This is a genomic window from Streptomyces sp. NBC_00289, from assembly GCF_041435115.1.
Taxonomy (GTDB): domain Bacteria; phylum Actinomycetota; class Actinomycetes; order Streptomycetales; family Streptomycetaceae; genus Streptomyces.
The window spans coordinates 3,271,278-3,284,772 of sequence record NZ_CP108046.1 but is presented as its reverse complement, the minus strand read 5'-3'; the positions used below and the strand labels follow the sequence as shown (position 1 = coordinate 3,284,772).

16 protein-coding genes and 2 pseudogenes are annotated in these 13,495 nt (G+C 73.3%); 12 read left to right on the top strand and 6 right to left on the bottom strand.

Annotated features, from left to right (window positions below):
• The first annotated feature begins 69 nt into the window (after positions 1 to 69).
• Positions 70 to 1,770 (top strand): proline--tRNA ligase, encoded by a 1,701-nt coding sequence (locus tag OG985_RS14990; protein ID WP_371668824.1) that lies wholly within the window; start codon positions 70 to 72, stop codon positions 1,768 to 1,770.
• A 45-nt stretch (positions 1,771 to 1,815) separates the two neighbouring features.
• Here OG985_RS14990 and OG985_RS14985 read toward each other — a convergent pair whose 3' ends face one another.
• A complete protein-coding gene (locus tag OG985_RS14985) occupies positions 1,816 to 2,280 on the bottom strand; it encodes a hypothetical protein (protein ID WP_371668823.1) in 465 nt (154 codons plus the stop codon).
• Between the two features lie 12 nt (positions 2,281 to 2,292).
• Between OG985_RS14985 and OG985_RS14980 the strand changes: the two genes are divergently transcribed.
• The 5 genes and pseudogenes from OG985_RS14980 to OG985_RS14960 all read left to right on the top strand — a co-directional run bounded on the left by OG985_RS14980 (position 2,293) and on the right by OG985_RS14960 (position 5,276).
• Positions 2,293 to 3,264 (top strand): FAD:protein FMN transferase, encoded by a 972-nt coding sequence (locus tag OG985_RS14980; RefSeq protein WP_371668822.1) that lies wholly within the window; start codon positions 2,293 to 2,295, stop codon positions 3,262 to 3,264.
• A complete protein-coding gene (locus tag OG985_RS14975; RefSeq protein ID WP_371668821.1) occupies positions 3,261 to 3,842 on the top strand; it encodes a ferric reductase-like transmembrane domain-containing protein in 582 nt (193 codons plus the stop codon). The genes OG985_RS14980 and OG985_RS14975 overlap by 4 nt, the downstream gene beginning before the upstream one ends.
• A pseudogene (locus OG985_RS14970) lies at positions 3,839 to 4,381 on the top strand (NADH-quinone oxidoreductase subunit E); the annotation flags it as partial. The gene OG985_RS14975 and the pseudogene OG985_RS14970, both read left to right, overlap by 4 nt.
• A 376-nt stretch (positions 4,382 to 4,757) precedes the next feature.
• Positions 4,758 to 4,934, top strand: a pseudogene (locus OG985_RS14965) (NADH-ubiquinone oxidoreductase-F iron-sulfur binding region domain-containing protein); the annotation flags it as partial.
• Between the two features lie 126 nt (positions 4,935 to 5,060).
• On the top strand, positions 5,061 to 5,276 hold the full coding sequence (locus OG985_RS14960; protein WP_371668820.1) for a ferredoxin: 216 nt from the start codon (positions 5,061 to 5,063) through the stop codon (positions 5,274 to 5,276).
• 7 nt (positions 5,277 to 5,283) lie between these two features.
• Here OG985_RS14960 and OG985_RS14955 read toward each other — a convergent pair whose 3' ends face one another.
• Positions 5,284 to 5,457, bottom strand: a complete 174-nt coding sequence (locus OG985_RS14955; protein ID WP_371668819.1) for a hypothetical protein — start codon at positions 5,455 to 5,457, stop codon at positions 5,284 to 5,286.
• A gap of 261 nt (positions 5,458 to 5,718) precedes the next feature.
• Entirely contained in the window at positions 5,719 to 6,141 is a 423-nt protein-coding gene (locus tag OG985_RS14950) for a helix-turn-helix domain-containing protein (protein ID WP_371668818.1), read from the bottom strand.
• 334 nt (positions 6,142 to 6,475) lie between these two features.
• Here OG985_RS14950 and OG985_RS14945 point away from each other — a divergent pair, with 334 nt between their 5' ends.
• Genes OG985_RS14945 through OG985_RS14930 form a run of 4 tightly spaced genes read left to right on the top strand, consistent with a single transcriptional unit; the run spans position 6,476 to position 9,430 of the window.
• Positions 6,476 to 7,066, top strand: coding sequence for an RNA polymerase sigma factor (locus tag OG985_RS14945; RefSeq protein WP_371668817.1), 591 nt, complete (start codon positions 6,476 to 6,478; stop codon positions 7,064 to 7,066).
• Entirely contained in the window at positions 7,063 to 8,253 is a 1,191-nt protein-coding gene (locus OG985_RS14940) for a BN159_2729 family protein (RefSeq protein WP_371668816.1), read from the top strand. Before OG985_RS14945 ends, OG985_RS14940 begins: the two co-directional genes overlap by 4 nt.
• Positions 8,253 to 8,810, top strand: coding sequence for a WhiB family transcriptional regulator (locus tag OG985_RS14935; protein ID WP_371668815.1), 558 nt, complete (start codon positions 8,253 to 8,255; stop codon positions 8,808 to 8,810). Before OG985_RS14940 ends, OG985_RS14935 begins: the two co-directional genes overlap by 1 nt.
• Before the next feature lie 29 nt (positions 8,811 to 8,839).
• The gene (locus OG985_RS14930; protein ID WP_371668814.1) at positions 8,840 to 9,430 is read left to right on the top strand and encodes a hypothetical protein; all 591 of its coding nucleotides are present in this window, start codon (positions 8,840 to 8,842) and stop codon (positions 9,428 to 9,430) included.
• A gap of 175 nt (positions 9,431 to 9,605) precedes the next feature.
• Here OG985_RS14930 and OG985_RS14925 read toward each other — a convergent pair whose 3' ends face one another.
• From OG985_RS14925 to OG985_RS14915, 3 genes are all read right to left on the bottom strand, one after another.
• Positions 9,606 to 10,514, bottom strand: coding sequence for an aminoglycoside phosphotransferase family protein (locus OG985_RS14925; RefSeq protein WP_371668813.1), 909 nt, complete (start codon positions 10,512 to 10,514; stop codon positions 9,606 to 9,608).
• Positions 10,515 to 10,585: 71 nt separating this feature from the next.
• A complete protein-coding gene (locus OG985_RS14920; RefSeq protein WP_371668812.1) occupies positions 10,586 to 11,050 on the bottom strand; it encodes a ferritin-like domain-containing protein in 465 nt (154 codons plus the stop codon).
• Positions 11,047 to 11,628 (bottom strand): hypothetical protein, encoded by a 582-nt coding sequence (locus OG985_RS14915; protein ID WP_371668811.1) that lies wholly within the window; start codon positions 11,626 to 11,628, stop codon positions 11,047 to 11,049. Before OG985_RS14915 ends, OG985_RS14920 begins: the two co-directional genes overlap by 4 nt.
• Before the next feature lie 281 nt (positions 11,629 to 11,909).
• On the opposite strand from OG985_RS14915, the gene rimP reads away from it, so the two are divergent.
• Positions 11,910 to 12,434 (top strand): ribosome maturation factor RimP, encoded by a 525-nt coding sequence (rimP, locus tag OG985_RS14910; protein WP_371668810.1) that lies wholly within the window; start codon positions 11,910 to 11,912, stop codon positions 12,432 to 12,434.
• A 2-nt stretch (positions 12,435 to 12,436) separates the two neighbouring features.
• Complete coding sequence (nusA, locus tag OG985_RS14905; RefSeq protein ID WP_371668809.1) at positions 12,437 to 13,423, top strand: transcription termination factor NusA; 987 nt, start codon at positions 12,437 to 12,439, stop codon at positions 13,421 to 13,423.
• The last annotated feature ends 72 nt before the right edge of the window (positions 13,424 to 13,495 follow it).

The following is a 13,495-nucleotide window of genomic DNA, read 5'->3' as shown; positions in this document are numbered from 1 at the left end:
ATTTCCACGGTCCCGCACCGCCCGGCTAACCTCCTGCCATCACCCTCACGCAGCAGGAGTACGAGAATCATGGCGAACGCACCGGTCCAGCGCATGTCCCAGTTGTTGGCGAAGACGCTGCGCGACGACCCGGCGGACGCCGAGGTCCTCAGCCACAAGCTGCTCGTCCGCGCCGGCTACGTCCGCCGCACCGCGGCGGGGGTGTGGTCCTGGCTGCCGCTCGGCCGGAGGGTCCTCGCCAACGTGGAGCGGATCGTCCGTGAGGAGATGGACGCGATCGGCGCCCAGGAGGTGCTGCTCCCCGCCCTGCTGCCGCGCGAGCCGTACGAGGCGACCGGCCGCTGGGACGAGTACGGCCCCGAGCTGTTCCGCCTCCAGGACCGCAGGGGCGGCGACTACCTGCTCGGCCCCACCCACGAGGAGATCTTCACGCTGATCGTGAAGGACCAGGCGTCCTCCTACAAGGACCTGCCGGTCATCCTCTACCAGATCCAGACCAAGTTCCGCGACGAGGCCCGCCCCCGTGCCGGCATCCTGCGCGGCCGCGAGTTCCTGATGAAGGACTCCTACTCCTTCGACACCGAGGACGAGGGCCTCGCCCAGTCGTACGCCCTGCACCGCCAGGCCTACCAGCGGGTCTTCGAGCGCCTCGGCCTCGACTACCGCATCTGCGCCGCGACCGCGGGCGCGATGGGCGGCTCCAAGTCGGAGGAGTTCCTCGCTCCGGCCGAGGCCGGCGAGGACACCTTCGCCGACTGCCCGAACTGCGACTTCGCGGCCAACACCGAGGCGATCACGTACGAGTTGCGGCCGGTCGACGCGGCGGACGTGCCGGCGGCGGAGGAGATCCCCACCCCCGACACCCCGACCATCGAGACCCTCGCCGCCTCCCTCGGGGTGCCGGCCTCCGCCACCCTGAAGAACCTGCTCGTCAAGGTCGACGGCGAGATCGTGGCCGTGGGCGTCCCCGGCGACCGCGAGGTCGACCTGGGCAAGGTCGAGGCGCACTTCGCGCCGGCCGCCGTCGAACTGGTCACCGCCGAGGACTTCGTGGGCCGCCCGGACCTGGTCCGCGGCTACGTCGGCCCGCAGGGTCTGGAGAAGGTCAGGTACATCGCCGATCCGCGGGTGGCCCCCGGCACGACGTGGATCACGGGCGCCAACAAGGAGCACACACACGCGAAGAACGTGGTCGCGGGCCGCGACTTCGAGGTCGGCGAGTACGTCGACGTCGTGGTCGTGGAGGAGGGCGACCCCTGCCCGAAGTGCGGCACCGGCCTCAAGCTGGACCGCGCCATCGAGATCGGCCACATCTTCCAGCTCGGCCGCAAGTACGCCGACGCCCTCAAGCTCGACGTCCTCGGCCAGAACGGCAAGCCGGTCCGCGTCACCATGGGCTCCTACGGCATCGGCGTCTCCCGCGCGGTCGCGGCCCTCGCCGAGCAGACCGCCGACGACAAGGGCCTCGTCTGGACCAAGGAGGTCGCCCCGGCGGACGTGCACGTCGTGGCCGCCGGCAAGGCCCTGCAGACCGAACTGGCCCTCGACGTCTCCCAGAAGCTGGCGGCGGCCGGCGTCCGCGTCCTGGTGGACGACCGGCCCGGCGTGTCCCCGGGGGTGAAGTTCACCGACTCCGAGCTGATCGGCGTACCGCAGATCCTGGTGGCCGGACGGCGTGCCGCCGAAGGGGTCCTGGAACTCAAGGACCGCAGGACCGGCGAGCGCGAGGAACTCACGGTGGACGAGGCCCTCGCCCGCCTGACGGCGTGACGTAAACCAACCTCTCAGAGAGTTCTGCGGCGTCGTACGGGCGCCTCACAGACTTCTCTCAGGCCGTTCCCCGACCGTAGGGCGTGACACAGCGTCACTACGGAGGGGAACGGTCATGGCTTCGAGGGAACGAGGTGCCGCGGCAGCGGTGCGCAGAGGAGCGCAGCGCACGGCGGCCGTCGCGGCAGCGGTCACGCTGGCCGCGGCGGCGGGGGTGTTCGCCCTGGTCGGCACGATGCAGGCGGACGCCGGCACGACGGCGAGCACCGGAACCGGGTCGAGCAGTTCGAGCAGTACGAGTGGTTCGAGCGGTTCGGGCTCCGGGGACACCGCCGGCAGCGGTACGGACTCGTCGTCGACGTCCTCCGCGACCGACTCCTCCTCCACCGATTCCACCTCGTCATCGTCTTCGTCTTCGTCCTCGTCTTCGTCCTCGCCTTCGGCGGGCGACTCCTCGTCGAGCGGCTCCTCCAGCGGTCTCACCGCCGGCAGCGGCTCCGCCGACTCCACCTCGGGGGCGTCATGACGGCCACCGCCTCCGCGCGCACCACGGCCGCCGCCGACTGGCGTGCCCTCGGCACCGGCGTCCGGCTCGTCGTCACCGACCCGGCGCTGCTGAACTCCTGCAACCTGCTCCTGGCCCGGCACCTGGCCGAGGTCGACGCGGCCTGCAGCCGCTTTCGTGCCGACTCCGAGCTGGCCGCGCTCGACGACGCGGGGGGCCGGCCGGTCCGGGTCAGCCCCCTGCTCGCCGAGGCGCTGGGCGTCGCGCTGCGCGCCGCCGAGGCGACGGACGGGGCGGTCGACCCGACGGTCGGCTCGGCGATGGACGCCATCGGCTACGACCGCGACTTCACCCTCGTCCGCGAAGACGACCGGCCGGTACGGCTGACCTTGCGGCGCGCTCCCGGCTGGCGCCGGGTGACGCTGGACCCCGGCACCGGGACGGTCGCCGTCCCGGCCGGCATCCGCCTGGACCTGGGAGCCACGGCCAAGGCATGGGCCGCCGACCGAGCCGCCGCGCGGCTCGCCGAGACGGCCGGCTGCGGGGTCCTGGTGAGTCTGGGCGGTGACACCGCCGTCGCGGGCGAGGCCCCGGCGGGCGGCTGGCGGATCCGCGTCCAGGACGTCACGGGCCCGGTCGGGGTCACGCCCGCGCAGGGCCCGTACGCCATGGTCGGCCTGAGCGGCGGCGGGCTCGCCACCTCCGGCACGGCGGCGCGCAACTGGCGTCGCGGCGGGCGGCAGTTGCACCACATCGTCGACCCCCGCACCGGACTGCCCGTCCGCAGCCCCTGGCGAACCGTCTCGGTCGCCGCCGCGACCTGCGCCGACGCCAACGCGGCGAGCACCGGGGCCCTGGTGAAGGGCGCGGGCGCGGAGCGGTGGCTCACCGGACTGGGGCTGCCGGCGCGGCTGGTGGCCCAGGACGGGACCGTCCTCACCACCCCGGGCTGGCCGGGGTCCGCGCCGGACCGGGCGGCGGCGGCATGACCTCCGAGACCCTCTGGTACGCCAACCGCGCCACCGGCGCCGTCTGCCTCGTCCTGTTCACTGTCGTCGTCCTGCTCGGCATCGCGGTCCGGCTGCGCGGCAGGCTCCCCGGCCTGCCCCGGTTCGGCACCGTCTCCCTGCACCGCACCCTGTCCCTGTCCGCCACCGCCTTCCTGGCCCTGCACATCGCGGTCGCGGTGATCGACGGCTACGTCGACATCACCGCCCTCGACGTCCTCGTCCCGTTCCGCTCCGCCTACCAGCCGCTCTGGCTCGGCCTCGGCACGGTCGCCCTCGACCTGATGCTGGCGGTCCTGGTCACCAGCCTCCTGCGGGAACGCGTCGGCCACCGCGCCTGGCGGGCGGTGCACCGGCTGGCGTACGCCTCCTGGCCGGTCGCGCTGGTCCACGGCCTCGGCATCGGCACGGACACCGGCGCCGACTGGATGACCTGGCTGACCGTCGCCTGCGTGACGGCCGTGGCCGCCGCCGTCGGCAGCCGGCTCGCGCACTCCGCCCGCGCCGCCCGGCGCACCCCCGCCGCCGTTCTCCGAACCGCCGAAGGAGCCCGACCGTGACCAGCACCTTTGAGGACGTCCACCTGTCACCCCGGCTGCTCGCCCCCGGCGGCACCCCGGCCGGCCTCGCCACCCACGAGCAGCGCTACGGCCCCCTGCCGTACGGCGATCCGGACGCGCTCCTGCGCACGGTCGCCGCCTCCGGCCTGACCGGCCGCGGGGGAGCGGCGTTCTCCGTGCACCGCAAGCTCCTCTCGGTCGCCGAGGCGGGCCGCCGCAGCGGCCGTACCCCCGTCGTCGTCGCCAACGGCTGCGAGGGCGAACCGGCCTGCCACAAGGACCGTACGCTGCTGCGGCTGTCGCCCCACCTGGTCCTGGACGGCATCCAGGCGGTCGCCGCGGCGACCGGTGCGGGGGAGGCGCACCTGGCGGTGAAGGACGGGGCGTCGTATCTGGAGTCGGCCCTCGCGCGGCGTCGCGACCCGGTGCCCGTGCGGGTCGTGAGGGTTCCCGAGCGCTTCCTGTCCGGCCAGTCCTCCGCCCTCGCCCGGTACGTCTCCGGGGACATCGCCCTGCCCGCGTTCCAGCGCCCGCCGGTGCGTGAACGCGGGGTGAACCGGGCACCGACTCTCGTGCAGAACGTCGAGACCCTGGCACACCTGGGACTGATCGCCCGCTACGGCGCCGACTGGTTCCGGTCCGCCGGAACCCCGGCCCAGCCGGGCAGCGCCCTGTGCACGGTGCACGTCCCGGGACGCGAAGTCCGGGTCGTGGAGGCCCCGTTCGGCCTGCCGCTGGGCCGGCTGCTGCCCCTGGACGGGATGACCGCCGTGCTGCTCGGCGGCTACCACGGCACCTGGATCCCGGCCGCCGCGGCCGCCCGGCTCGGCCTCGACGCCGCCACCATGGGCGCCGGCGTCCTCGCCGCCCTCCCCGCCGACCGCTGCGGCCTCGCCGAAACCGCCCGCGTACCTACTGCGCTACCTCGCCCTGCAGTCGGCCGGTCAGTGCGGCCCCTGCCTCAACGGCCTGCCCCGCATCTCCGCCGCCTTCCGAACCCTGGCCGCCCCCGGCGCCCAGGGCACGGTCCGCGAGGACATCGCCCGCTGGGCGGGCCTCGTCGAGGGCCGCGGCGCCTGCCACCACCCCGACGGCACGGTCCGCCTGGTCCGCAGTGCCTTGACCACTTTCGCGACCGAACTGGACGCCCACGCACGGGGGTTGTGCACCGCGACCGAGTCCACGCCCCTGCTGCCCGTACCCGAGGAGGACTGACCCATGAGCACAGCCCGGCGCATCGACATCGACTGGACCGCCTGCCAGGGACACGGCCTGTGCGCGGAACTCCTCCCCGAACACGTCACCCTCGACGAGTGGGGCTACCCGCTGGTCGACGCCGCCCCGGTGCCGGCCGCCACCGTGAAACGGGCCCGGCGGGCAGCTGCCGGTTGTCCGGTTCTCGCTCTGTCGCTGATACCCGGGCGGGTGCGCTGACGAGGGGTCAGCAGACCTCGGCCGTGAGGACGTCGCGGGGAACGAGTTCGTGCGGGATTTCCACCCGCATACCGCAGAAGCACCACAGCATGCTGCCCCGTGACGCGGGGGCGCCCAGGTCGACCATCAGGATGTCCCGTACTTCCCGGAGCACGTCACTCAGCTGGAAGCCTCTGGCCACGCGGATACTGACCTCATCCGGGTCCCATACCGCGATTTCGGGCACATTGTCTGCCAACGACATGTGAATGCACACAACTGTCTCCCCAGGGATGCACGACGCGAGTGATCCGCTCCGGGAGGCCAGCGGCGGACCGATGCTAGCGGTGGCTGTCGGGGCTAGGGACAGTTTCGGTCATATTCGTTCGCGGGGTGCGGCTCGCCCTGCGCGTCCGCCGGAGGCGGGCGGCACGGACCGTGGGCTCACGTGACGCCGCTGACCTCACGTGATACGGCTGACCTGCAGCATCGCCTCGGCATCCTGCACAAGCGCGCGCTGACGTGCCTCCGGCAATTGCCGGTACAGCTTGAGGAGCCGAGCCTCCCGCTCGTCCCCGCTGGGTCCGGGTACGGGACGGCCGACCGCCGCGAAGAACTCCCTGGGTGTCGTCTCCACGCCCCAGCGCCGGAACACGTCGACCATGGCCCGCAACTTCTCCGGGTCGATGCGTGAGGTGCCGCGAGTCCGGTTCATCCACGCGTTCAGCGTCGGGTACGAGATGCCGGCCGCCGAGGCGAGGTCCTTCTGGGTCCTTCCCGGAGCCTGCGTGAGGAGGCGTTCGAGCAGAATCGCCAGGTCCACGTCCTGGCCCGCCGGATCATTGCCGGGTTCTGGGTCTCCTGGGAGGCTCTCCTGGTTCGTCACGCCTCAGAGGATCGGTCATCGATATCTACAAGCGCAAGTAGATCGCAGACCGAGACTGGGGGTTCTGGTGTGCGCCGGAGCGCTATGGCGTTGGTTGAGCGCTCATGCGCCCCTGTGCCCCCCTTGCGCCACCCCCTCCACACCTTGCGCTCCGTGCTCGACTTGACACTGTATGCATCTACCTGAAGACTGTAGATATGCCTGGCGGCGAGGCCCCGGCTCACATGGGAAGCGTGAGTCCGGATCTGCGCCGTATCGATCTACATCTACATGTGTACTGAAGATGCGGATCTCCTGGCTCCGCCCCCGAACGACGTCGACGGGAGTACTCCCTGTGTCCGCACCGAACAACGTCATGTCCGCACCGGACGGCCCGGAACCCGAGGTGATCGCCCGGGCCCGCGCGGGCGACCGGGAGGCGTTCGCCACCCTCTACCACGAGCACTACCGCCTCGTGCACACCTTTCTGCTCGTCCGCACACGCGACAGACACCTGGCCGAGGACCTGACCCAGGAGGTGTTCACCCGCGCGCTGCGGCGTATCGACGCGTTCACCTGGCAGGGCACGGCGTTCGCCGCCTGGCTCATCACCATCGCCAAGAACCTCCACCGGGACGAACTCGGCCGCGGCCGCACCCGGCTGGAGACCACCGTCGCCGACTTCCCGGACCCGCAGGTACCCGGCAGGGGCCCGGAGTCCCTCGCCCTGCGCGAACTGGAGGCCGTCGAGGCCCACGAGACGGTCCGCACCGCCCTGCACACGCTCAACGCCCAGCAACGCCACTGCGTACAACTGCGCTTCCTCGACGAACTGACGGCACAGGAGACAGCCCTGGCGATGGGCCGGAGCGTCGGCGCCGTCAAGGCGCTGACACACCGGGCGCTGCTGAAACTGCGCTGGACGGCCGGGACGGTGGCGGTGTGAACGGGAACGTCCCCCACGCCGCGCGCGTGATCCGCACGGTGCTGGCGACCGTCCGGACCGAACAGGCGGCGGCCGTCGCGCACGCGTTGGACTCGGCCCGTCTTCTCGTCGACCCCGAGCGTTCCTTCGGCGTGGTGCTGTACCGGACACCGGACGGCGGCTGGTCCCGCACCGCACGGCCGGTCACCGAACTGGAGCGGCAGGCACTGAGCTGGGACACCTCCTGCGAACGGGCGCGTCACGTCGCGCGCGCCGTCGAACGGCACCTGGACAGCCACCCCGGTCCGCACGACGTCCGCGTCGAGGGCGACCGGCTGCGGGTCCTGCTCCGCGTCGACGGCTCGGCCCAATGGGAGCGCTGGCGTTCGTACTTCGGCATCGCGGTCGTCGGAGAGCGGACCGAGCCCCACACACTGACGGGCGAGGGGGAACGCGACGGCGTCGGGGTGACGGTGGTGGCACTCAGCGCCCCCGCGGCACCGCCGAAGGTGACGACGGGAGAGGAGAAGCGTCCGTTCCGGATCGGCGAGACCCTGTACGACCTGGCCTTACCGCAGCGCGACGCGTACGGGGGTGTCTGGTACTTCCAGGGCCGTCGGAGCAGCGACGGCATGCCTCTGATGTCCCTGGACGGCCGGCCCGAGCGGTGCTCCCTGGCCAACGTGGTCGCATACCTGGGGACGTTGTCGCCGGTGAGGGCCGACGACGACAGCCCGGCCCCCGGTCCGGCGGGAATCCCACCGGCACCGCCCACGCCGTCGGCTCCGCCGGACACCACGGATCCGGCGGCACTGCCGGACGTGGCCGTGCCGAGCGCCGTATCGCGGACGCACAGCGCCGTATCGCGGACGCCGAGCGCCGTACCGGGGACACCGAGCGCCGTACCGCGGACACCGCCGGACGTGCGCGGAGCGTGGGCGATGGTGGACGTGTCGGAGGCGGGAGTGGGTGCGGACGCACCGCAACCGCGGGCGATGCCGGACCCGCGACCCGCCCCGGATCCGCGGAACCTGCGGACGATCCCGAGCCTGCCGGGCCCGGAACGAGAACGGGAACCCGAACCCGAACCGGTGTCGCAGTCGGCACCGGTGGAGCCGACGGCACCGCCGCCTCGGCCGGCCTGGGCGGAACCGTTCGGACCACTCGTACCGTCGGGACCGGCGGCCGGCCCGGCCGGGCCGGCCTGATGAGCGCCGGTCGGTCGAGGGGGCCGACCGGGGCCGGGGAAGGGGCGGACGGGGGCACCCGGGCGTGGGAGTCGAGCGCCGCCTGCCGGCACCAGGACGCGGAGTTGTGGTTCTCCCGCCGGTCCTCGTCCCGTGCCGTTGCCATCTGCGCGGACTGTCCGGTGCTCGCTCACTGCCGGGCCGCCGTGCTCGTACGCGAGAGGGGACTGCCCAAGTGTCACCGCGACGGTGTCATCGCCGGCCTGACCGGACCTCAGCGTTACGCCCTGGAACGTCAGTCGGACCAGTCGCGGCAGGGGCCGCCCGCCGCTCCCGAGGAGCCGCGCACGCCGGCCGGAGTGCCCCGGGGGCAGCCCGCACCGTGCGGGACCCGGGCGGCCTACCAAAGGCATCTGCGCCTGCGGGAGCCCGTCGACGAGGCCTGCCGTCTCGCCAACGCGCGAAGCGCCGGCCGCTACCGCCGCACCGGCTCCACCCGTGGCCGCAAAGAAGCCGCCCGCGGCAGCGACCGCCCGCGGGGCCCGGCCGGGACACCCAGTGGTCCGCCCCGGAAGTGATCCCTCGTTCACCGCCACCGGAGTACCTCATGTCCGCACCCTCGGCGGGCCGTCCGCCCGAAGAGCCCGCGTCCGACGGCCCCCGGCACCGCCGCTCCCGAGCCGCACGTCCCGTCGGCCGCATGGCCGCCCTGCTCCGCCTCCTCGGGTCGCGCGGTCGCGCTCCCCGGCAGCGGACCGTGCCACGACACGACTTCTCCCCGGACCTGGACGGCTGCCGCCAGGAGTTGGCCCGCTGGCAGCGCCATGCCGATTCCTTCGAACGGGAGTTGACCCGCGTCTCGTTCGAACGCGCTCACCTCCTCGCCTGGCTGGCGGCGCTGCACCCGTCGAGCGCGGTCGTCACTCCGGCGGTCGGCGTCGGACCGGACGGCACGCACCTGCTGCGACTCGTGGCCGGGGGACGTCAGTTGTCCTGGCGTCTTCCCCCCAGGGACCTCCCGCTGTTCCGGCATGTCCCGTACACGGAGCGCACCACGGGCCACCTGCGACGGGACGGCCCCACCGCCCTGGAGCAGGCGGCCCACATCCGCACTCACACCCGCCTGCTGGCCTTCGAGGGGAGTCTGTTCGCGGCCCCCGCCGAGATGCGGCCGCAGGCGCGTTCCACCGAGCACTGATCGCGCGCGACGGGCTTCGTCGAACCACCCCGCCAAACTCCGGTCGGCAGGCTCGGGAGGCACGTCGGCCGGACCCACAGCGCTCCCCTGCGGGGAGATCTCCAGCAGGGGAGCGCTGTCCCGTCCGCGGCGCGCGGTCGCGGCCCGGACGACCCGGCGGCCCGCCCCGGTGCCGCTACAGCCAGCTCGCGAACTCCAACAGCAGCTCGGCGTCCTGCGCCCGCCCCACCCGGCGCGCCCGCACCCCCGACTCCACCGCCCGGAACAGCGTCCAGCCGCGCAGCCGGTCCTGGTCCAGCTCCAGCGACTCCGCGAGCCGCTTCACCCGGCGCCGGGTCGTCGTCGCCCCGGACGGTGAGGCGATGAGGTCCTCGACCCGGTCGCGGACCAGGCGGGCCAGGTCGAAGGCGCACTCACCGACGACCGGATCGGGGCCCACGGCCAGCCACGGCATCCGCTCGGCGGCGAGCACCTTGCTCTGCCGGAACGTGCCGTGCAGCAGCCGGTGCTCGGGCGGCGCGGCCAGCAGCTCCGCGCGCGCCGCGAGTGCGACGTCCACCAGCGGCGCCAGCTCGGCGTCGGCGTCGGCACTCGCCCGCATCGCCTCGGCCTGCCGCCCGGTCCGCCCGGCCACGCTCTCGAACGGATGGGCGTCCTCTCCGCCGGGAGGTTCCACCCACAGCCGGCGCAGTGTCCCGGCCGCCTCGAGCAGCGCCTTGGCCTCCGGCAGCGACCGCACCGACACATCCGGGTGCAGCCGCTCAAGGAGCAGCGCACCGTCGGCCGAGGCCTCGTCCAGCAGCTGTACGGCACCGGTGCCGGCCCAGTGCGCGAGTGCGGCCCGCTCGCTCTCCGGCCGGGCCCGGGGCGGGGCGAGTTTGAGCACGGCGGGCGTTCCGTCCGCTCGTCGCACGAGCACCACCAGACTGCTGCGCCCGCCGGGCACCTGGACCCGTTCGACGGTCAACTCGCGTTGCGCCAGGGCCTGTCGGACGGCCTCGGGCAGCTTCTCCACCCACTCGTCACCGGCCGGTGCGCTCTCACCGAGTGCCCTCGCCAGACGCCGTGGCGGTTCGAAAGCCATGCGCGAGTCGTTCCCTTCCCCTACGTGTCGAGCCGTGCCCGCGGAGCCGTACGTCCGCTGGGCCCTACGCCTTACGCCGTCGGCGACACCGACGGCGTGCCGGTGCCGGCCCGCTCGGCGAGACCAGGGAAGGCTACGCTCTCGCCGCGCCAGCGCACCGCGCGCACCGCCGCCTCCCGAAGCGCCTCGGCGGCCGTGCGCCGCTGCCCCGCCCCGGCCGCCCGCACCAGGTCGGAGTAGACGCCGGCCACCCGGTCCTCCAGCTCGGCGGCGAGCCGCACCGCCGCGGCCGGGTCCGGCACCGGGAAGGGCAGCGCGTACGCCGCCGCCGCGGCCTCGGGCCTGCCGCCCAGGTCGCGCACCGCGCGCACCAGTGCGTCGCGTCGCGCCCGGTGCGCGTCGTATGCCGCCCGGGCCTCCACCCGCCGCTCCTCACGGACGCGTCCGCCGACCACGCCGTAGCCGTAGACCGCCGCGTGCTCGGCCGCCAACGCGGCCTGAAGCGCGCGCAGTTCCTCGTCGTTCGTCCCGCTCACCGGGCCCCCTCCGTCAGCAGATACGCGTGCGCCGCCCCGGCCGCCGCCGCCGAGGCCAGCAGCCGCGCCAGCTCGCCCGGCAGGTCCAGCAGGGCTGCGGCCCGCCGGTCCGCGAGCGCGCGCTCGGCGGCGGCGAGCTGCGCCAGGGCGTCCTTCTCCCTCGCCGGTACGGCGGCCAACGCGGCCGACGCGCGGGAGGGGGCGGCCGACGGATCGGCCGAGGAAGCGGCGGTGGAGGGGGGCGTGGGGTCCGCCGGGGACGCCGTACCGGACGGTCCGGCCGCCGCGCTCCCGCCGAACGCCTCCACGTGCCGCACCACCTCCGCCCGCAACGGTCCCAGCCGCTCCGCCAGCGCCGGATGCACGGCGAGCACCGCCTCGTAGGAGCGCAACAGCCCGCCGCTGTCGCGGGCCGCACGCGCGCGTGCCCGCTGGGCGGCCGACTGGCTGCCGCTCGTGCCGGCGGACTCCTCGGACGCGGCGGAGCAGCCCACGAGAAGGGCGGCGCCCGCGGCGGAGGCGAGCAGGGTTCTTCGCCGCGGCCCGGGAAGGGCATGCGGGGGTGGGGGGAACGGCACGGCAGACGTCCTCGGGGAAGTTCGTACGAAGGAAACTCCAGGCGGGGCGGCCCGCCCGTGATCACGGTACCCGCGGACCCGCCCGGCACCACCCAGCGGCACCACCCGCACCGCGCCGGACGCCGTACGGACGCGCGACCCGGCCCGGCGGACGCGGGACGGGCGCCCGACGGGCGGCCCGTGGGCGGCCGGTGGACGGCAACACACCTGTGGACCGGATACCCTTTGACCAGACACGCGACGTTCCCAACAACAGCACACGCGGCCGAGGAGTCACCCGGATGAGCACCACCCAGAGCGAGAGGCTGCGAGAGCTCCTGGAACCGCTCGTCAGCTCCCAGGGCCTGGATCTCGAGGAGATCGCGGTCGACTCGGTGGGCCGCAAGCGTGTGCTGCGCGTCGTCGTCGACTCCGACTCGGGTGCCGACCTGGACCAGATCGCCGATGTGAGCCGCGCGCTCTCGGCGAAGCTCGACGAGACGGACGCGATGGGCGCGGGCGAGTACACCCTCGAGGTCGGCACGCCCGGTGCGGAACGCCTCCTCAAGGAACGCCGGCACTACGAACGCGCCACGGGACGGCTGGTGAGGTTCCAGCTGACCGGGGGCGACGAGCTGGTCGCCCGCATTCTGAAGGTCGGCGACGACGGTCTCGAACTCGAGGTGCCCGGTGTGAAGGGCCGCAAGGCCACCGCCCGCGGACTCGCCTTCGAGGACATCGACAAGGCCCGCGTCCAGGTGGAGTTCAACCGCAAGGACGACAAGGACAGCGACAAGAGCATGAAGGAAGAAGAGGAGGAGGCGTAGCCGTGGACATCGACATGAGTGCCCTGCGGGGCTTGGTGCGGGAGAAGGAGATCTCCTTCGACCTGCTGGTCGAGGCGATCGAGGCGGCCCTCCTCATCGCCTACCACCGCACCGAGGGAAGCCGCCGTCACGCGCGCGTGGAGCTCAGCCGGGAGACCGGCCATGTGACCGTGTGGGCGAAGGAGGACCCCCAGGACCTCGAGGAGGGCCAGGAGGCCCGGGAGTTCGACGACACCCCGTCCGACTTCGGCCGTATCGCCGCCACCACCGCCAAGCAGGTCATCCTGCAGCGGCTGCGCGACGCCGAGGACGACGCGACGCTCGGCGAGTACGCCGGCCGCGAGGGCGACATCGTCACCGGTGTGGTCCAGCAGGGGCGCGACCCGAAGAACGTGCTCGTGGACATCGGCAAGCTCGAGGCCATCCTGCCCGTGCAGGAGCAGGTGCCGGGCGAGACGTACGCGCACGGCCTGCGCCTCCGGTCGTACGTCGTCCGGGTGGCGAAGGGGGTCCGCGGTCCGTCCGTGACCCTCTCGCGCACGCACCCCAACCTGGTGAAGAAGCTCTTCGCCCTGGAGGTGCCGGAGATCGCCGACGGCTCGGTGGAGATCGCCGCCATCGCGCGTGAGGCCGGTCACCGCACGAAGATCGCCGTCAGGTCCACCCGTTCGGGTCTGAACGCCAAGGGTGCCTGCATCGGCCCCATGGGCGGCCGGGTGCGCAACGTCATGGGCGAGCTGAACGGCGAGAAGATCGACATCGTCGACTGGTCGGACGACCCGGCCGAGATGGTGGCGAACGCGCTGTCCCCGGCCCGGGTCTCCAAGGTGGAGGTCGTCGACCTCGGGGCCCGCTCCGCGCGCGTGACGGTGCCGGACTACCAGCTGTCGCTGGCGATCGGCAAGGAAGGGCAGAACGCCCGGCTGGCGGCCCGGCTGACCGGCTGGCGGATCGACATCCGTCCGGACACCGAACAGCCTGAGGAATAGATCTCGGCCCGCAGTGGCTGAGATCACGACAACAACCGTTCGAATCCTGCCCCAAAGGGGTGAGGTCCGTAC

Excerpts from the sequence above, each read along its gene's own strand:
- OG985_RS14925 (WP_371668813.1), bottom strand. The coding sequence starts at position 10,514 with ATGGCTTTCGAACCGCCACGGCGTCTGGCGAGGGCACTCGGTGAGAGC.
- OG985_RS14975 (WP_371668821.1), top strand. The coding sequence starts at position 3,261 with ATGACCTCCGAGACCCTCTGGTACGCCAACCGCGCCACCGGCGCCGTC.
- rimP (WP_371668810.1), top strand. The coding sequence starts at position 11,910 with ATGAGCACCACCCAGAGCGAGAGGCTGCGAGAGCTCCTGGAACCGCTC.
- OG985_RS14930 (WP_371668814.1), top strand. The coding sequence starts at position 8,840 with ATGTCCGCACCCTCGGCGGGCCGTCCGCCCGAAGAGCCCGCGTCCGAC.
- OG985_RS14960 (WP_371668820.1), top strand. The coding sequence starts at position 5,061 with ATGAGCACAGCCCGGCGCATCGACATCGACTGGACCGCCTGCCAGGGA.
- OG985_RS14935 (WP_371668815.1), top strand. The coding sequence starts at position 8,253 with ATGAGCGCCGGTCGGTCGAGGGGGCCGACCGGGGCCGGGGAAGGGGCG.
- OG985_RS14980 (WP_371668822.1), top strand. The coding sequence starts at position 2,293 with ATGACGGCCACCGCCTCCGCGCGCACCACGGCCGCCGCCGACTGGCGT.
- OG985_RS14990 (WP_371668824.1), top strand. The coding sequence starts at position 70 with ATGGCGAACGCACCGGTCCAGCGCATGTCCCAGTTGTTGGCGAAGACG.